The organism is Brachybacterium hainanense (assembly GCF_042434575.1).
Lineage (GTDB): Bacteria > Actinomycetota > Actinomycetes > Actinomycetales > Dermabacteraceae > Brachybacterium > Brachybacterium hainanense.
In genome coordinates, this window is record NZ_JBHLSV010000021.1 from 1 (window position 1) to 15,398 (window position 15,398).

Annotated in this window: 12 protein-coding genes; 3 read left to right on the forward strand and 9 right to left on the reverse strand. The window is 74.0% G+C overall.

The features are described from left to right. The first annotated feature begins 248 nt into the window (after window positions 1-248). Both ACFFF6_RS14840 and ACFFF6_RS14845 read left to right on the forward strand, forming a co-directional pair. Entirely contained in the window at window positions 249-2,411 is a 2,163-nt protein-coding gene (locus tag ACFFF6_RS14840; protein ID WP_376982087.1) for a prolyl oligopeptidase family serine peptidase, read from the forward strand. Between the two features lie 54 nt (window positions 2,412-2,465). Continuing rightward, complete coding sequence (locus ACFFF6_RS14845; RefSeq protein ID WP_376982089.1) at window positions 2,466-3,821, forward strand: alpha/beta fold hydrolase; 1,356 nt, start codon at window positions 2,466-2,468, stop codon at window positions 3,819-3,821. A gap of 172 nt (window positions 3,822-3,993) precedes the next feature. On the opposite strand, the gene ACFFF6_RS14850 is transcribed toward ACFFF6_RS14845, so the two are convergent. After that, window positions 3,994-4,695, reverse strand: a complete 702-nt coding sequence (locus tag ACFFF6_RS14850; RefSeq protein ID WP_376982091.1) for a hypothetical protein — start codon at window positions 4,693-4,695, stop codon at window positions 3,994-3,996. Window positions 4,696-5,106: 411 nt separating this feature from the next. Beyond that, window positions 5,107-6,549: a DUF2079 domain-containing protein gene (locus ACFFF6_RS14855; RefSeq protein WP_376982092.1), complete on the reverse strand. Its 1,443-nt coding sequence runs from the start codon at window positions 6,547-6,549 to the stop codon at window positions 5,107-5,109. 105 nt (window positions 6,550-6,654) lie between these two features. Here ACFFF6_RS14855 and ACFFF6_RS14860 point away from each other — a divergent pair, with 105 nt between their 5' ends. Continuing rightward, entirely contained in the window at window positions 6,655-7,497 is an 843-nt protein-coding gene (locus ACFFF6_RS14860; RefSeq protein ID WP_376982094.1) for a hypothetical protein, read from the forward strand. Between the two features lie 88 nt (window positions 7,498-7,585). Here ACFFF6_RS14860 and ACFFF6_RS14865 read toward each other — a convergent pair whose 3' ends face one another. The 7 genes from ACFFF6_RS14865 to ACFFF6_RS14895 form a co-directional block, all read right to left on the reverse strand. Further along, window positions 7,586-8,800 carry a sialidase family protein gene (locus tag ACFFF6_RS14865; RefSeq protein WP_376982096.1) on the reverse strand — a complete coding sequence of 405 codons (1,215 nt, stop codon included), beginning with the start codon at window positions 8,798-8,800 and terminating at the stop codon, window positions 7,586-7,588. Window positions 8,801-8,986: 186 nt separating this feature from the next. Then, window positions 8,987-9,661: an N-acetylmannosamine-6-phosphate 2-epimerase gene (locus tag ACFFF6_RS14870; protein WP_446680632.1), complete on the reverse strand. Its 675-nt coding sequence runs from the start codon at window positions 9,659-9,661 to the stop codon at window positions 8,987-8,989. 35 nt (window positions 9,662-9,696) lie between these two features. Continuing rightward, complete coding sequence (locus tag ACFFF6_RS14875; protein WP_376982100.1) at window positions 9,697-10,665, reverse strand: ROK family protein; 969 nt, start codon at window positions 10,663-10,665, stop codon at window positions 9,697-9,699. Next, window positions 10,658-11,584, reverse strand: coding sequence for a dihydrodipicolinate synthase family protein (locus tag ACFFF6_RS14880; protein WP_376982102.1), 927 nt, complete (start codon window positions 11,582-11,584; stop codon window positions 10,658-10,660). Before ACFFF6_RS14880 ends, ACFFF6_RS14875 begins: the two co-directional genes overlap by 8 nt. A gap of 44 nt (window positions 11,585-11,628) precedes the next feature. Further along, window positions 11,629-12,420, reverse strand: coding sequence for an ATP-binding cassette domain-containing protein (locus ACFFF6_RS14885; protein ID WP_376982104.1), 792 nt, complete (start codon window positions 12,418-12,420; stop codon window positions 11,629-11,631). Next, a complete protein-coding gene (locus tag ACFFF6_RS14890) occupies window positions 12,417-14,426 on the reverse strand; it encodes a dipeptide/oligopeptide/nickel ABC transporter permease/ATP-binding protein (protein ID WP_376982106.1) in 2,010 nt (669 codons plus the stop codon). Before ACFFF6_RS14890 ends, ACFFF6_RS14885 begins: the two co-directional genes overlap by 4 nt. A gap of 1 nt (window position 14,427) precedes the next feature. After that, a complete protein-coding gene (locus tag ACFFF6_RS14895; protein WP_376982108.1) occupies window positions 14,428-15,393 on the reverse strand; it encodes an ABC transporter permease in 966 nt (321 codons plus the stop codon). Window positions 15,394-15,398 lie beyond the last annotated feature (5 nt).

Consider the following 15,398-nt stretch of genomic DNA (forward strand, 5'->3'; position numbering starts at 1 on the left):
CGGCGCTCCGGCTCGGGCCCGGGCGCGGCGGGATCGTCGGTCGGCCCCGAGCAGGCCGTCAGCGCGGCGAGGGCCGGGGCGCCGGCGAGCAGGGCGCGACGGGCGGGACGAGGGGCATCGGCGGGCATCCTCCGATTCTCGCATCGGCGGGGCCCTCCGTGGTGACCGGGCGGCGCGCTCCACACCACCTGCACATGGGCCGCCCGCAGGGCCTGCGCGGCCGCGGGAGGACCAGTACTGTGGCCGGTATGACGAGCACGCAGCGCATCGCCCAGCTTCCGGCCCCCGACGGCACGACCGATCCCTGGCAGCATCTGGAGGACGTGACGGGCGAGGAGGCCCTCGCCTGGGTGCGGGAGCGCAATGCCCGTGCGGAGCGCGAGATCGACGCGATCGCCGGGCCCGGGGGAGAACCCCTCGCCGCGACGCTGCAGCAGGAGATCCGCGAGATCCTCGACGCGAAGGACCGCATCCCCGCGGTCACCAAGCGCGGGGGCTTCCTCTACAACCTGTGGACCGATGCCGAGCACGAGCGCGGCCTGTGGCGCCGGACGACCCTGGACTCGTACCGCACCGAGGACCCCGCGTGGGAGGTGCTGCTGGACATCGACGCGCTGAACGAGGCCGAGGGCGAGAACTGGGTGTGGCACGGTGCGAGCCTGCTGCGCCCCGCCCCGGAGGAGGGCCCGGACGCCCCCTACCGCCGGGCGCTCGTGACCCTCTCCCGCGGCGGCTCCGACGCCGACGTCACCCGTGAGTTCGACCTCGAGGCCCGCGCCTTCGTGCCCGAGTCCGAGGGCGGCTTCGTGCGCCCCGAGTCCAAGGGCGGGATCAGCTGGGTCGACGCGGACACCCTCCTGGTGGCGACCGACTTCGGCGAGGGCACGATGACCAGCTCCGGGTACCCGCGCCAGGCGCGCCGGTGGCGGCGCGGCACCCCGCTCGACCAGGCGGAGCTGCTGTTCGAGGCCGATGTCGAGGACATGGGCGTGTTCGTCTCCCATGACTCGACCCCCGGCTGGGAGCGGGACTGGGTCATCCAGATGCATGCCTTCTACTCCTCGACCGTGCACCTCCTCGACCTCGCCGCCGAGCCCCCGCAGCTCACGGCCCTGCCGGTCCCGAAGGACATGGAGGCCAGCGCCCACCGGGACCTGGGCGTGTTCATGCCCCGCTCCGACTGGGAGATCGAGGGGACCACCTTCCCGGCCGGGTCCCTGGTCGTCGCGGACTTCGACGCCTTCCTGCGGGGAGAGGCATCCGCGCGGGCCCTGTTCGAGCCGACGCCGTCCTCGTCCCTGCAGGGTCTCGCCATCACCCGCAGCACCCTGGTCCTCACCATCCTGGAGGACGTGATCGACCGGCTCGAGGTCCATCACCGCGACGGCGCCGGGGCCTGGATCCGCGAGGACCTGTTCCCGCAGCTGGAGGGGGCGATCGGCGTGAGCGCCGTCGACGCCGACGAGGACGACCGCGTGTGGGTGAGCGTGACCGGCTTCCTGACCCCGACCACGCTGCTGATGGGCGACCTCGCCGGCGTCCCCTCCGGAGCCGGCGCCGGCGACCTCGAGACGATCAAGGCCACGCCCGCCCGCTTCGATGCGACCGGCCTGCAGGTCACCCAGCATTTCGCGACGAGCGTGGACGGCACCCGCATCCCCTACTTCGAGATCGGGCCCGATGCCGAGCACGCCCCCGCCGGCCCGCGCCCGACGCTGCTGTACGGCTACGGCGGCTTCGAGATTCCCATGACCCCCGCCTACCTCGGCGCGATCGGCAAGGCCTGGTGCGAGCGCGGCGGCACGTACGTCGTGGCGAACATCCGCGGCGGCGGCGAGTACGGCCCCGCCTGGCACCAGGCGGCGCTGCGCGAGAACCGGCACCGCGCCTACGAGGACTTCTCCTCCGTCGCGACGGACCTCGTCGAGCGCGGCGTCACCGACCGCGATCACCTGGGCGTGCGCGGAGGCTCGAACGGCGGGCTCCTCACCGGGAACATGCTCGCCCAGTACCCGGAGCTGTTCGGCGCCGTGATCATCCAGGTGCCGCTGCTGGACATGAAGCGCTTCTCGCACCTGCTCGCGGGCGCCTCCTGGATGGCGGAGTACGGCGATCCGGACACCGAGGACTGGGAGTTCATCCGCACCTTCAGCCCCTACCACCTGCTGCGCGAGGACGTCACGTACCCGCCCGCCTTCGTGCTCACCTCGACCCGAGACGACCGGGTCCATCCGGGGCACGCCCGCAAGTTCGCGGCGGCGCTCGAGTCGATGGGCGCCGATGTGCGCTCCTTCGAGAACATCGAGGGCGGCCACGGGGGCGCGGCGACCAACGAGCAGGCCGCCCGCATGAACGCGCTCATGTACACGTTCCTGTGGAAGAGCATCGGCGGCAGGTCCGCGCAGCGGTGAGCGGGAGCATCGGACGTCCCGTGCGGCGGGCCGTGCCGTGAGACGGGGCGGGGCATGAGCAGGGCACGGATCCTGGACCGCGCGGCGCAGGACGAGCTGCTGCAGATCCGCAACGACCTGGTGACCGTGTACCGGCCGATCAGCGCCGAGGACCCGCGGCTGTTCCCGCTGCGGTACTCCCGGCAGAGCCCCCGCCCCGTGCTGCGCCCGCGTCGACGGCGCGCGCCCGCACCGGCGCCCGTGCCGCTGCTGCTCATCCCGGACGGCCCCGGCCTGGCCTCCGTCCTGCCGTACGATCCGCTACGCCGCGCCTTCAGCGCCGCCGGCCTGGACGTGGTCATGGTCGAGCACCGCGGTGTGGGGCTGTCCCGCCTCGACGCCGAGGGCCGCGAGCTGCCGGGGGCCGCGATGCGGGTGCGGGAGGTGATCGAGGATCTGGCCGCCGTGCTGGACCATGCCCGGATCCGGCAGGCGGTCGTGCTCGGCACCGGCTACGGTGCCTACCTCGCCCAGGGCCTCGCCGCCCTTCACCCGCAGCGGGTGCACTCGCTGGTCCTGGACTCGCCGCTGACCTCCGCGGACGATGAGCTCGTCGCGCAGGCGGAGCTGCGGCGGCTGTACTGGCACGGGGAGGACCCGCGCACGGACACGATCGCCGCGGCGCTGCGCCGCCTGGTGGACGACGGTGTGATCGACGGCCCGCATGCCGGGTCGGTGATCCTCGCGGTCCACGAGTACGGCGGCATCGGCGCGGTCCGCGAGCTGGTGGACCTGCTCGCGACCGGCCGCGGCGCCCTGACCTGGCGCAGCGTGCGGCAGGTCCTCGCCCAGGACTGGCTGCAGTCCACGCCCTACGTCCACGAGCTCGATCTGGTGGCCCCGATCGCCCGGACCCGGCTGGGCCAGGGCGCCCATGCCGACGGCGGCCCGCTGGACAGCCTGCAGATGGTCGAGCAGCGCACCCGCGGCGTCGCCGACTTCGCGGGGGAGGAGCTGGACCTCCACGCGCTCTCGCGCCGCATCGAGGCCCCCGCGCTGGTCCTCAGCGGGGAGCTGGACCTCATCACCCCCCGCCGCGTCGCCGAGGACCTGGTGGACCGCATGCCGCGGGCACGGCTGCTGCCGCTGCGGGAGTCGGGCCACGGGATGCTCGACGTCCACTCGTCGATCGCGCTGGTCGCGGCACGCTGGAGCGCCGCCGGGGCCGGGCACCTGCTGCCCGAGCACGCGACCGCGCTCGCCGGCCTGCCCTCGGCCCCGGCCACCGTCGCCCTGCGCGGCAGCCTCCACCTCGCGCTCGCGGCGGAGCAGATCGCTCCGTGGCGCCTGCGCGCGGAGACCGTCCGGCAGGCGCGCGAGGGCACGCATATCGATCCCTCCTCCCGGCGCGCCCGCACCGCCCGGCCGTGATCCCGGGCGGCGGACGGATCCGGCTTCGGGTGGGCCGGGGGCGCGGGCGCCGATAGGATCGGGCGACACGGGGCGCCCCGGGACGGCGCCGCGCCGGCACGCTCGAGAGGGACGAGATGCGCAGACGAGCACGCGGGGTCCGGTCCGCCTCGGAGGTCCGCCGCCCGCGGCCCTACGCGGCCGTGGCCGGCGCCGCCCTCGCGATCCTGGCCGTGGGCTCCCTCGCCGTCGCGGGAGTGGCGGGCATCGGCCCGCTCGCCGCGCTCGCCGGGGAGGGGCCGGGCACGAGCGCACCCGTCTCGAGCACGCCGGGGCAGTCCGCGTCCTCCGCGGCGGAGTCGACCGCGCCGGCCCCGACGAGGACCATGCCCTCGACGACCCCGGTCGCCACCTCCTCCGCCCTGGGCGAGGACCCCGAGCAGGATCCGAGCAGCGAGCCCGAGCCGGCGACGGAGCCGGAGCCGAGCAGCGAGCCCGAGCTGCGCGAGGACGACACCCGCGACCCGCCGGCGACACGTCCGTCCCGTCCCACGACCACGGATCCGACCACCACCGTGCCGGAGCCCGAGGAGCCCGGGACGACCGAGCCCGAGCCGACGGAACCGACGGAGCCTGGGACGACGGAGCCGACGGAGCCAGAGCCGACGAGCCCCGAGAGCCCGGGACCCACGGAGCCGGAGGGACCGGGGACGACGGAGCCAGGGACGACGGAGCCAGAGCCCACGGAGCCGGAGAGCCCGGGGACGACGGAGCCGGAGAGCCCCGGGACGACGGAGCCGGATGGCCCGGGGCCGACCGCGACGGAGCCGAACACGACGGAACGCGCGGCGACCGCCCCGACCACGGTCGAGCCGAGCGGGAGTGCGCCGGTCACGATCGAGCCGGGCAGGACCGCTCGGTCATGACCGTGCCGGGTGGGGCCAGCCCGACCACGACCGAGCCGCGGACCATCTGACCCCGTTCATCGGCGCCCGCTGCTCCGCATCCGTCCGCAGCGAGCCGTCTTCCGGCATCACATCGATGCGATGTCGCCTCCGCCGATCCTGTCGCGGACGATCGTGGACGAGCAGGCGTCCCGCACCGATCAGCGCCCCGCAGCATCCGTCGATACGGCGGTGTGGACGACGGAGACGACGGTGGAGGACGGCCAGCGCGGGGGCGGCGGTTCCGGGGGGGCAAAGGATGAGTGACGTGTTCGTGTCGTTCTGGGCGGTCAGAACGGCGTGGATCCTTCGGCCGGCCCCGAAGGCGGCCGATCAGGAACCGGCCGTCTCCGGAGGACCGTTCAGAGGACCTCGGGTCGGCAGGTCGCGATGAAGCCGCCCTCCTCCGACAGCGGCTGGTATGCGACCTGGTAGGTGTCCGCCGCCCACTGCACAGGATCGGCGGGCGGGGCACCGGACCAGGAGAAGGCGGCACGGTCGATGACCACGCAGTCGGGCACCCGGGCGTTGGGCCCGTGCGTCCACTGCACGTCATGGCCCGGGACGAGATAGGCCATGAGGGTGATGTCGGAGGCGACGGTCGTGCCCGCGGGGAGCACCGCCATCGTCTGCTGCGCCGCGTCCCATCGGGGGCTGCGGGCCAGAGGATCGGCGGAGGCGAGGGAGGCGATCGGCATCTGCCCGCCCAGGATCGCGGTGACCGCCACGCTCGCGAGCACCGCGCCGCGCTGCACCAGCCGCCGCGGGCGCAGCGCGGCATCGGTCGCGAGGTACGCGGTCGCGCGGCCCGTGCGACGGTCGCCCAGCGCATCCAGCAGGGCGACGAGCGCGATCGGGACGAGGACCGCGTTGTAATGCCAGTACCAGGTCCAGTAGTGCTCGACGGTGCCGGTGAAGCGCCAGCCCAGGGTGGGCACCATCAGCCAGATCAGGGGGGAGCGGGCGCCGATGACCCCGGCGGCCAGCAGCAGCATCCCCACCGTCATCCATTTCTCCGCCGGGAAGAACACATCCAGCGGCGAGCCCAGGTTCCCCGTGTAGTCGTACTGCCCGGCCGTGTTCAGCAGCGGCAGGATCACGAAGGTCGACAGCAGGAACCAGCCCAGACCCCAGGCGGCGAGGACGGCGCCGTGCAGGCGATGACGCGCGTCCCGCAGAGCGATCACCCCGCCGAGCACCGCGACCGTGAGCCCCAGATCCTCCTTCACGAAGACCAGCAGCCCGGCGAGGACCAGGGCCTGCCGGAGCCGGCCGCGCAGCAGGGCGGTGAGGGAGAAGGCCAGCAGCGGGACCGCGAGCGCGATCTCGTGGAACTGGACATCGGCCGCCGCCTGCAGGCCGAAGGAGAAGGCGTACCCGACCCCGGCGAGGATGCCGAGACCGCCGCCCAGCCGGTCGATCGCCAGCCGCGTCAGCGGGATCGCGCTGATCCCCAGCAGCAGCGCCTGCGCCCACAGCAGCGCGAGGCCGGAGGGCCAGAGGGCCCAGACCGGGCCCAGCACCACCAGGAGCGGATGGAAGTGGTCGCCGAGGAGATTCACCGCGTCGCCCTTGATCGACACGATCGGCGCGTCCAGGCGCGAGTAGGCCTTCGCGAGCTCCGAGAAGATGCCGAGGTCCCAGGAGCGCGGGGCCAGGGATCGCCATTGCTGCACGCCCAGCAGCCCGTAGAGGAGGGTCGCGGTCGCGGCGATCGCGAGCGGCGCGGCCCAGCACAGCCACGGCGAGGGGCGCTCCGCCGGGTCGGGGGTGCCGATGGGATCGGTGCTCACGGCCTCGCTCATGCGCACGAGGGTACCGGCGCCGTCCCCGGGCCCGCGCCGGAGGTCGGGTGCGGGGCGCGACCTTCGTCGTGACGGGCCTCGGCGGCAGGCTCCTAGACTCCCGATATGACGACGCACCCCGCCGCCCTCGCCGCCCGCCCCGCCGCCGTCCGCACCGGGAGGATCGCCGCGCTCGCGATCGGATACGGTGCGCTGTCCCTGGTCGATCCGCGCGAGCTCGGGCCGTGGGCGCGGTCGGCGCACCGCACCGCCCGAGCCACGATCACCGCCGTTCTGGTCGCGGACACGCCTGGGGAGCGGCTCGTCGGCTCGATCCAGGACGGCGTGGTCGCCGGCTCGCTCGAGATGGGATTCTCCGAGCTGACCGAGCATCTGGACGCCCGCGGCGTCGCCTGGCTGGGTCGCCGCGGCGTGCCCCGTCCGCGGGTGCTGCTCGCGGGGCTGTCGGCGCTGTCCGTCGGGGCCGCCTACGTCCTGCCGGCCCTGCTCGAGAGGGTCGCCGAACGTGCCGAGGAGCGTGCTCAGGAGCGGGACGGAGAGCTCGAGGACGCCCCCTCCGTGTCGCTCGACGAGGCCACGGCGGCGCTGGTCGAGAGGCTCCTCCAGGCGGCAGGACCGCAGGCCGCCGGGGCCGATGCGCTGCGCGGGCAGCTCGCAGCCGCCCGGCGGGAGGACCTGCCCGAGCTGACCGACGTGGTCTTCGAGGTCACGGAGCCGGCGGCGCGCGCCGTGCCCCACACACAGGTGTGGCCGGTGCAGGGTGCTTTCGCACATGAGGGGCTGCGCTTCCTGCTGCAGCTGCACATCGACGGCGGGGTGCTCGAGGCGCTCACCGTGGTGCCGGACGTCGAGGACCCCGATGACCAGGACGAGGCCTACGCCCTCCTCGTCGAGGGCTTCCCGCTCCCGCGCGCGGACGAGCTCGAGCTCATCGCCGAGACCGCCTGAGGGGCCCGCCCGGCGCAGGAGAGGGAGCAGGCGACGCCCGGGAAGCCGCCGTGGATGCGGCGGCCGCCGGGGGTTCGTCGCGGTGATGTCAGCGCGAGAGGATCCAGTCCATGTCCAGGCGGGCGATCATGATCGTCTCGTCCTGGCCCTCGTAGGCGAGCAGGTACTCGTCGCGGCCCGTGGCGATGATCACCGAGTACTGGCAGGCGCCGGGCTGGAAGACCCGCTTGCGAGCCCAGCTGGCGCCGTCGTCCTCGGAGATCTCGACGGTGCCGTTCACGCGGTCGTTCGGCGCGTGGTCGGCGTGGGAGAACAGCAGCACCCGCGCCTTCGCCGACCCCTCCGGCGCCTGCGGGTAGGCCCGCGTGAGCTGGGCGTTGTTGCCCGGGTCCACGAGGCTCGGATCCCGGTGCAGATCCTCCCAGGTGGCCCCGCCGTCGTGGCTGAGCGCGACCCAGCGCCGGCCGGTGCGGCGGTTCTCGCGGGAGTTCATCATGAGGGTGCCGTCGGAGAGCTCGGCGACCTTGTTCTCGTCCAGCTCGGTGCCGACGGGGGTGCCCATGGTCCAGGTCTCGCCGTGGTCGTCGGAGAACACGGAGTAGGCCTGGACGATCTCGCCGCCCTCGGGGCCGCGGAACCACCCGGCGTACTGCTGCACCAGCCGTCCGCGGTGCGCGCCGTAGCGCAGCTGCACCCCACAGCCGGAGCTCGCGAACATGGCCCGGCAGTCCTCGGGCTTGACGACGTCGGTGAGGGAGCGGTGCTCCCAGGTGCGACCGGAGTCGTGGCTCACGGAGAGGCTCGCGCTGACGACCATGCGGTCCTCGTCGTCGTCCCCGTAGACGCCGTTCCACACGCCGGCGTCCTTGGAGTGGACGCAGAACAGGAAGATCGTGCCGGTCTCGGTGTCCACCACGTAGGAGGGGTCCGAGTAGCCGGTCTTCTCTCCGGGCACGGTGGACTCGTTCCCGGCGCGCACCACCTCGGGTTCGCCCCAGGTGCGGCCGCCGTCCGAGGAGCGGCGCTGCCAGATCGAGTTGGGGCTCGGGGCGTCGCCGTGCACGGGACGCTTGTCGAAGGCGGCCAGGAGGTCGCCGTCGGGGGCGACGGCGAGTGCGGGGATGCGGAAGTTCGCCACGCCCCAGTCACCCGGGGCGGCCAGGACCTGCTCCTCGTACATGCCTCGTCGGGTCCTCTCGTCCTGGGCGGGCGGCAGCGCGGCAGCGGTGCCGGCGCCGGTGAGCGCGGCGCCGATCGCGGCCGAGGCGCCGATCAGTCCGCGGCGGGTCATCTGTGCATCCATCGGGGATTCTCCTTCATCGGGGGTCCTTCAGGGGGTGCCGGCCCACGGGATCGCGGGGCGGGGTCGGGATGCGCCGGCGCCCGGGCCGGGCCCGCGCCCCCCACCCGTCATGGAACCGTGCTCGGACGCGGGGTGCGGGGGGCGGAGGCCGGCCGACGGCGGGGCTCCGGGACGGGGAGGGCACGGTCAGGGCTGGGTGAGGGCGCGGTGGAACCACGTGGTGAGGGTGGTGGGGTGGGTGATGGCGGTGCCGACGACGACGGCGCGAGCGCCGGCGGCGCGGGCGGCGGCCGCGTGGGCGGGGGTCTGGACGCGGCCCTCGGCGACGAGAAGGGCCGTGGTGGGGAGCGCCTGGGCGAGCTCCTCGACGAGGCGGAGGTCGGGGCCGATGGTCGTGGCACGGGCGGGGGTGTAGCCGGCGAGGGTGGTGCCGACGATGTCGGCGCCGAGGTCGGCGGCGATGTGCGCGCTCTCGACGCTGTCGCAGTCGGCCATGATGGGGCCGTCGAAGCGGCGGCGGACGGCGGTGAGGGTCTGTTCGAGGGTGCGGGAGTCGGGACGGGGGCGGGTGGTGCCGTCCAGAGCGAGGATGTCGGCTCCGGCGTCGACGACGGCGAGGGCGTGATCGAGGGTGGGGGTGATGAGCACGCCCTGGTCGCCGTCCTTCCAGATGCCGATGACGGGGATGTCGACGGCGTCCTTGACCTGGCGGATGTCCTCGAGGCCCTGGGCACGGACGGCCGCGGCGCCGCCGGCCTGGACGGCGGCGGCGATCTGGGCCATGGTGCGGGGGTCGCGCATGGGCTCGCCGGGGTAGGCCTGGCAGGAGACGATGAGGGTGTGCTCGAGCGCGGCGGTCATCGGATGCACGGGAGGGGCTCCTTCGGGAGAGGGGATCAGAGGGAGGCGGCCGCCTGGTGCGCGGCGCCGAGGAGGGCGGCGTGCTGACCGGCCCGGGCCGGCACCACCGGGGTCGCGGCGACCACGTCCATGGCCTGCTCCGCCATCCCCTCGGCCAGCGCCTCGCGCCATACGCCGCCGGGGGCGGAGACGCCGTCCGCCTCCGCGACCCCACCGGTCAGGGCGACCAGCTCGGGGTCCAGCACGTTCAGCAGCCCGCCCAGCACCCGGCCGGTCGCGCGGCCCGCGATCGCGTAGGCGCGGGAGGCAGGGCCCTCCGGATCGGTCAGCGCCAGCGCGGCGAGGTCGCGGCCGTCCGTCACCGCCCCGCCGTCGGCGAGCCGTGCGCCGAGACGACCGGCGAGGGCGAGCACGCCCGGCCCGGAGGCGAGACCCTCGAGGTGGCCGGTCCGTCCGCAGGTGCAGGGCACGTCCGCCGCCTCGGGGACCGCCACGTGGCCCATGTGGCCTGCCGCACCGCGCGCCCCGACGACGACCTCGCCGTCCAGCACGTGGCAGCCGCCGATCCCGGTCCCCACCGCGAGGAGCAGCAGGGATCCGGCGCCGCGGCCCGCACCGGAACGGGCTTCGCCCAGGCCGTGGGCCTGCACATCGTTCAGCACCCGCACGTCCACGCCGAGACCCGCCGCGAGCGGACCCGCGACATCCGTCCCGGCCCATCCGCGCAGCGAGTCGGTGGCATGGGTGATCGTGCCGCGGCGGACGTCCACGACGCCGGCGGAGGCGACCCCGGCGGCAGCCACCTCCACCTCGCCGCGGGCCTCGAGGGCCAGGGCGAGCGCCCGGTCGAGGATCGCCGCGGGGCCGGCCGCGGCCGGGGTGGGGGCGGTGCGGAGGACCAGGACCTCCGCCGTGCCGTCGGCGGCCTCGCGGACGAGCGCGGCGCTCGTCTTGGAGCCGCCGATGTCGAGGGCGAGCAGGTGGCGTCCGGCGGGATCAGGCATCGGCCAGCAGCCCTGCGTCGGCGAGGATCGCGCGGATGCGGTCCACGGCCCCGCCCTCGATCGGGGACATGGGCGTGCTCATGGTGTTCGTGCTGATCACGCCCAGCTCGCGGAGCGCGGTCTTGAAGGCGCCCACGCCTGCGGCGGGGCCGGCCTTCCCCTCCGGCTGGAACACGATCTCGAAGAGGGCCGCGAGGCGGTCCTGCTCGGCGCGCACGGTCTCCCAGTCGCCGGCGCGGGCGGCGCGGTCCATGCGCACGTAGCCGGCGGGGTCCACGTTGCCCAGGCCCGGGACGGAGCCGTCGGCTCCGGCGAGATAGGCGCCGTCCACGACGACCTCGTGGCCCGTGAGCAGGGTGAGCGGGGAGCCGGCGGCCCGGTTGATCGCGGCCAGGCGGCGGAAGGACACGTCGTCGCCGCTGGAGTCCTTCACCCCGGTGAGCACGCCGTCGGAGCCCAGGGCCGCGAGCTCGGCGGGGGAGAGCTTCACGTGCACGCACACGGGGATGTCGTAGGCCCAGATCGGCGCGTCCGCAGCGGCGGCCACGGCACGGAAGTGGGTGTCGATCTCCTGGGGGCCGGTGATCGCATAGAAGGGCGCGGTGACGACGTAGCCGGCCAGGTCGAGGCGCTCGGCGGCGCGGACATGCTGGATCACACGGTCGGTCTGCATGTCGATGACGCCGGCGAGCACAGGCACCTGCCCGGCGACGGTGCCGGTGACGACCTCGAGCACCGCGGCGCGACGGGCGTCGTCGAAGAAGGCGATCTCACCGCTCGAGCCGAGCGCGAACAGGCCGTCCACGCCGCCCTCGAGGTGGCGCGCGACGAGGCGCTCGAGGGAGGGGACGTCGAGGTCGCCGTCCGCGGTGAGGGGGGTCAGCAGCGGCGGGACGACGCCCGTCAGGGGGGTGGTCATGGTGGAGCTCCTCGGCGGTGGTTGGGTTCGGGCGGGCGAGAGGATCAGAGCAGGGTCGGCGCGGCCGCCAGCAGGCTGCGCGTGTACTCGTCGCGAGCGGAGGTGAAGACCGTCTCGGCATCGCCGTGCTCCACGACCTTGCCGCGGTGCATGACGATGATCGAGTCGGCGACGAAGCGCACCGTGGACATGTCATGGGAGATGAACACGAGACCCAGCCCCAGCTCTTCCCTCAGATCCATGAGCAGGTTGAGGACCTGCGCGCGGACCGACACGTCGAGCGCGCTGGTGGGCTCGTCGGCGACGATGACGTCGGGCTGGAGGGCGAGGGCGCGCGCGATCGCCACGCGCTGGCGCTGGCCGCCGGAGATCTGCCGGGGCAGCACGTCCAGCGCGGAGGCGGGGAGCCCCACCTGGTGCACGAGCTCGGTCACAGCGGCCAGGCGCTGCGCCTCGGTGCCGATGCCGTGCACGCGCAGCGGGTCCATGAGCGCCTCGCGCACCAGCATCCGGGGGTTCAGCGCGGTCGCCGGATCCTGGAACACGACCGAGACGGTGCGGCCCAGCTCGCGGCGGGCACGCCGGGAGCGTCCGAGCGCCGTGCCCTGGAAGAGCACCTCGCCGCTGGTCACGGGCTGCAGCCCGGTCATGACGCGGGCGAGGGTGGACTTGCCGGAGCCGGACTCGCCGACGATCCCGAGCACCTGGCCGCGCTCGATGCCCACGGAGACGCCGTCCACCGCGCGGATCGTGTCCGGTCGCAGCAGGGAGCCGGTGCGCAGGGTGTGCACGACATGCACGTCGCGCAGCTCGATGACGGGGGTGCTCGTGCTCATCGGCTCTCTCCTGGCTCGACGGCGACCAGCGGTGCGGGCAGGTCGCCCGTGCTGGCCACGAGGTGGGTGCCGCCCGAGACCTCCAGGAGGCGGGGTCGCAGGTCGGCGCGGGCCGCGGGGTCCAGGGACCGGGGGGCGAAGCGGTCCCCGCGTGCGAACTCGCGGGGCGAGGGCACGGTGCCGGGGATCTGCAGCAGCCGCACGGCCTGCGCCTCGATCGACAGCACGGAGCCGAGCAGACCGCGGGTGTACTCATGGCGTGGGTCCACGAGCAGGTCGCGGGTGTCGCCCTGCTCGACGACCTGGCCGGCATACATGACGGTCACGCGGTGGGCGATCCGGGAGACGAGAGCGAGGTCATGGCTGACGAACACCATGGCGAAGCCGAGCTGGTCACGCAGCTGCAGCAGCAGCTCGACCACCTGCTTCTGCACGGTCACGTCGAGGGCCGTGGTGGGCTCGTCGGCGATGACCAGACGCGGGTCGCGGGTCAGGGCCATCGCGATGAGCACGCGCTGGCGCTGGCCGCCGGAGAGCTCGTGCGGGTACGAGGCGAGGGTGCGCTGCGGGTCCAGGCCCACGAGCTCGAGCAGCTCCTCGGCGGAGCGGGTGCCGCCGCGGCGGGTCAGCTGCGCCATCTGCGAGCGGATGAGCATCGAGGGGTTCAGGGAGCTCAGCGCGTCCTGGTAGATCATCGCGACGCCGTGGCCGCGCAGCGCGTTCAGGCGACGCTGATCGAGGTCCAGGAGGTTCACGCCGTCCAGCAGCACCTCGCCGGAGACCCGGGCGGTGCGCGGGAGCAGGCCCATGATCGCGAGGCTCGTGACGGACTTGCCGGAGCCGGACTCGCCCACCAGGCCCATGGTCTCCCCGGGGCGGACGGTGAAGGAGACGCCGTCGACGATGTCCACGTCGCCGTGCGCCTCGGGGAAGGAGACATGCAGGTCCCGCACCTCGAGCACGGGGGCGGCGCCCGGGTCCGCGGCGGGGCGCGCGGGGCGGGACAGCTCGGCCTCGCGCAGGCGGCGCAAGGAGCTGCGGAGCACCGAGTCGGTCGTCGACTCGGAGACCGCGCCGAGGATCTCGCCGGTCTCCGCCTCCTCCTCGTGGACATCCTCGTCGGCGTCGACGTCTGCGCGGTGCTTCACGCGGGGGCTCGCGAGCGCGTCGGTGAGGCCCTCGGACAGGATGTTCAGGCACAGCACGGTGAGCAGGATCGCCACCCCGGGGAAGAAGGTGGGCCACCAGTAGCCCGCGAGCAGCACGGCCTTGCCCTCGGCGAGGATGTTGCCCCAGGACGGGGCCGGCGGCTGCACGCCCGCGTTGATGAAGGACAGCGAGGCCTCGAAGACGATCGCGTCGGCGACCAGCACGGTCGCGAACACGAGGATCGGCGCGAGGCAGTTGCGGGCCACGTGCCTGAGCAGGATCCACGCGGTGGAGGCGCCCATGACCTGGGAGGCGGCCACGTAGTCCTCGCCGAACTGGGCGAGCACGTTCGCGCGCACCACACGGGCCAGCTGCGGCACGTAGAGGAAGGCGATCGCGAGGATCAGCACCGGCAGCGAGGTGCCGAACACGGCGACGAACACGGCGGCGAGCGCGATGCCCGGGAAGGACATGATCACGTCGAGGATCCGCATGAGGACCTCGGAGGGGAGCTTCGCGGCGGTCGCGGCGAAGGAGCCCAGCAGGGCGGCGACCACGAGGGCCGCGGCGGTCGCGCACAGGCCGATCAGCAGCGAGGCGCGGGCACCGTGCAGGATGCGGCTGAGCACGTCGCGACCTACGGAGTCGGTGCCCATGAGATGCGCGGCGCTCGGCGGCTGCACGGGAGTGCCGGTCTCGAGCGGATCGTAGGGGGCGATGAGCGGGGCCAGCATCGCGGCGAGGACCAGCAGCAACAGGAAGCCGACGGCGATCCGTGAGGGGAGGGGGAGCCCGCGCAGGCCGCCGAGGCGGGCTCCGGAGACGGCGGTGAGACGGTCCTGACGTCGCATGCGCATGTCAGATGCTCCTGATCCGTGGGTTGACGAGGACGTACAGCAGGTCCACGAGGATGTTCACGAGGATGAAGGCGATCGCCACGGTGAGCGTCACGCCCTGCACGAGGAACACGTCGTTGCGCTTGACGCCGTCGAGGATGAGCTGGCCCATGGCCTGGATGTTGAAGATGATCTCGATGATGACGGCGCCGCCCATGAGGTAGCCGACCCGCAGCCCGAGCACCGTGATGGGGGTGATGAGGGCGTTGCGGAGCACGTTGCGGGAGACGACGACGGGGTAGGGCACCCCGGCGCCGACGGCTGTGCGCACGTAGTCGCGGTCCAGCTCCTCGACCATGGCGGTGCGGACCACGCGGGTCAGCGATCCGGCCACGGGCACGCCGAGGGCGAGGGCGGGCAGCGCCACGTTGCGCGCCCAGGTGCCCGGGTCGGCGAGGGCGCCAACCCACGTCGCGACGAGCGCCGGGAACAGGCCCCAGCCGCCGGGGACCTCGCCGAGCCACTGGATGAGCAGGATCGCGAGCCAGAAGCTGGGGGTGGCGAGCGCGGCGATGGACAGCACGCGGATGACCTGGTCGACCCAGCGGTCGCGGAAGAGGGCGGCGAGCACGCCCAGCACCGCGGCGATGACGATCGCGAGCGCGAGGCCCAGGAAGGTCAGCTGCAGGGTGATCGGGAAGGCTCTGGCGACCACCTCGGTGACGGGGGTGTTGCCGGCCGTGGTGCCGAGGTCGCCGCGGACCATGCCCGCGAGGAAGGCGACGTACCGGACGATCAGCGGGTCGTCCAGCCCGTTGGCCTCGCGGTAGTGGGCGAGGGCCTCGGGGGAGGCGGACTCGCCGAGGGCGAGCCGGGCCGGGTCCGAGGGGGAGAAGGACATGACGACGAAGACGAGCAGCGTCACCCCGAGGATCATGAGGGGCAGGGAGACGAGGCGTCGTCCGACGAGTCGGATCAGCGGGGTCACGGGGG

Coding starts and splice junctions, on each gene's coding strand:
- ACFFF6_RS14885 (WP_376982104.1), bottom strand. CDS start 12,420: ATGAGCACGAGCACCCCCGTCATCGAGCTGCGCGACGTGCATGTCGTG.
- ACFFF6_RS14890 (WP_376982106.1), bottom strand. CDS start 14,426: ATGCGCATGCGACGTCAGGACCGTCTCACCGCCGTCTCCGGAGCCCGC.
- ACFFF6_RS14845 (WP_376982089.1), top strand. CDS start 2,466: ATGAGCAGGGCACGGATCCTGGACCGCGCGGCGCAGGACGAGCTGCTG.
- ACFFF6_RS14870 (WP_446680632.1), bottom strand. CDS start 9,661: ATGACCGCCGCGCTCGAGCACACCCTCATCGTCTCCTGCCAGGCCTAC.
- ACFFF6_RS14865 (WP_376982096.1), bottom strand. CDS start 8,800: ATGGATGCACAGATGACCCGCCGCGGACTGATCGGCGCCTCGGCCGCG.
- ACFFF6_RS14860 (WP_376982094.1), top strand. CDS start 6,655: ATGACGACGCACCCCGCCGCCCTCGCCGCCCGCCCCGCCGCCGTCCGC.
- ACFFF6_RS14855 (WP_376982092.1), bottom strand. CDS start 6,549: ATGAGCGAGGCCGTGAGCACCGATCCCATCGGCACCCCCGACCCGGCG.
- ACFFF6_RS14840 (WP_376982087.1), top strand. CDS start 249: ATGACGAGCACGCAGCGCATCGCCCAGCTTCCGGCCCCCGACGGCACG.
- ACFFF6_RS14875 (WP_376982100.1), bottom strand. CDS start 10,665: ATGCCTGATCCCGCCGGACGCCACCTGCTCGCCCTCGACATCGGCGGC.
- ACFFF6_RS14880 (WP_376982102.1), bottom strand. CDS start 11,584: ATGACCACCCCCCTGACGGGCGTCGTCCCGCCGCTGCTGACCCCCCTC.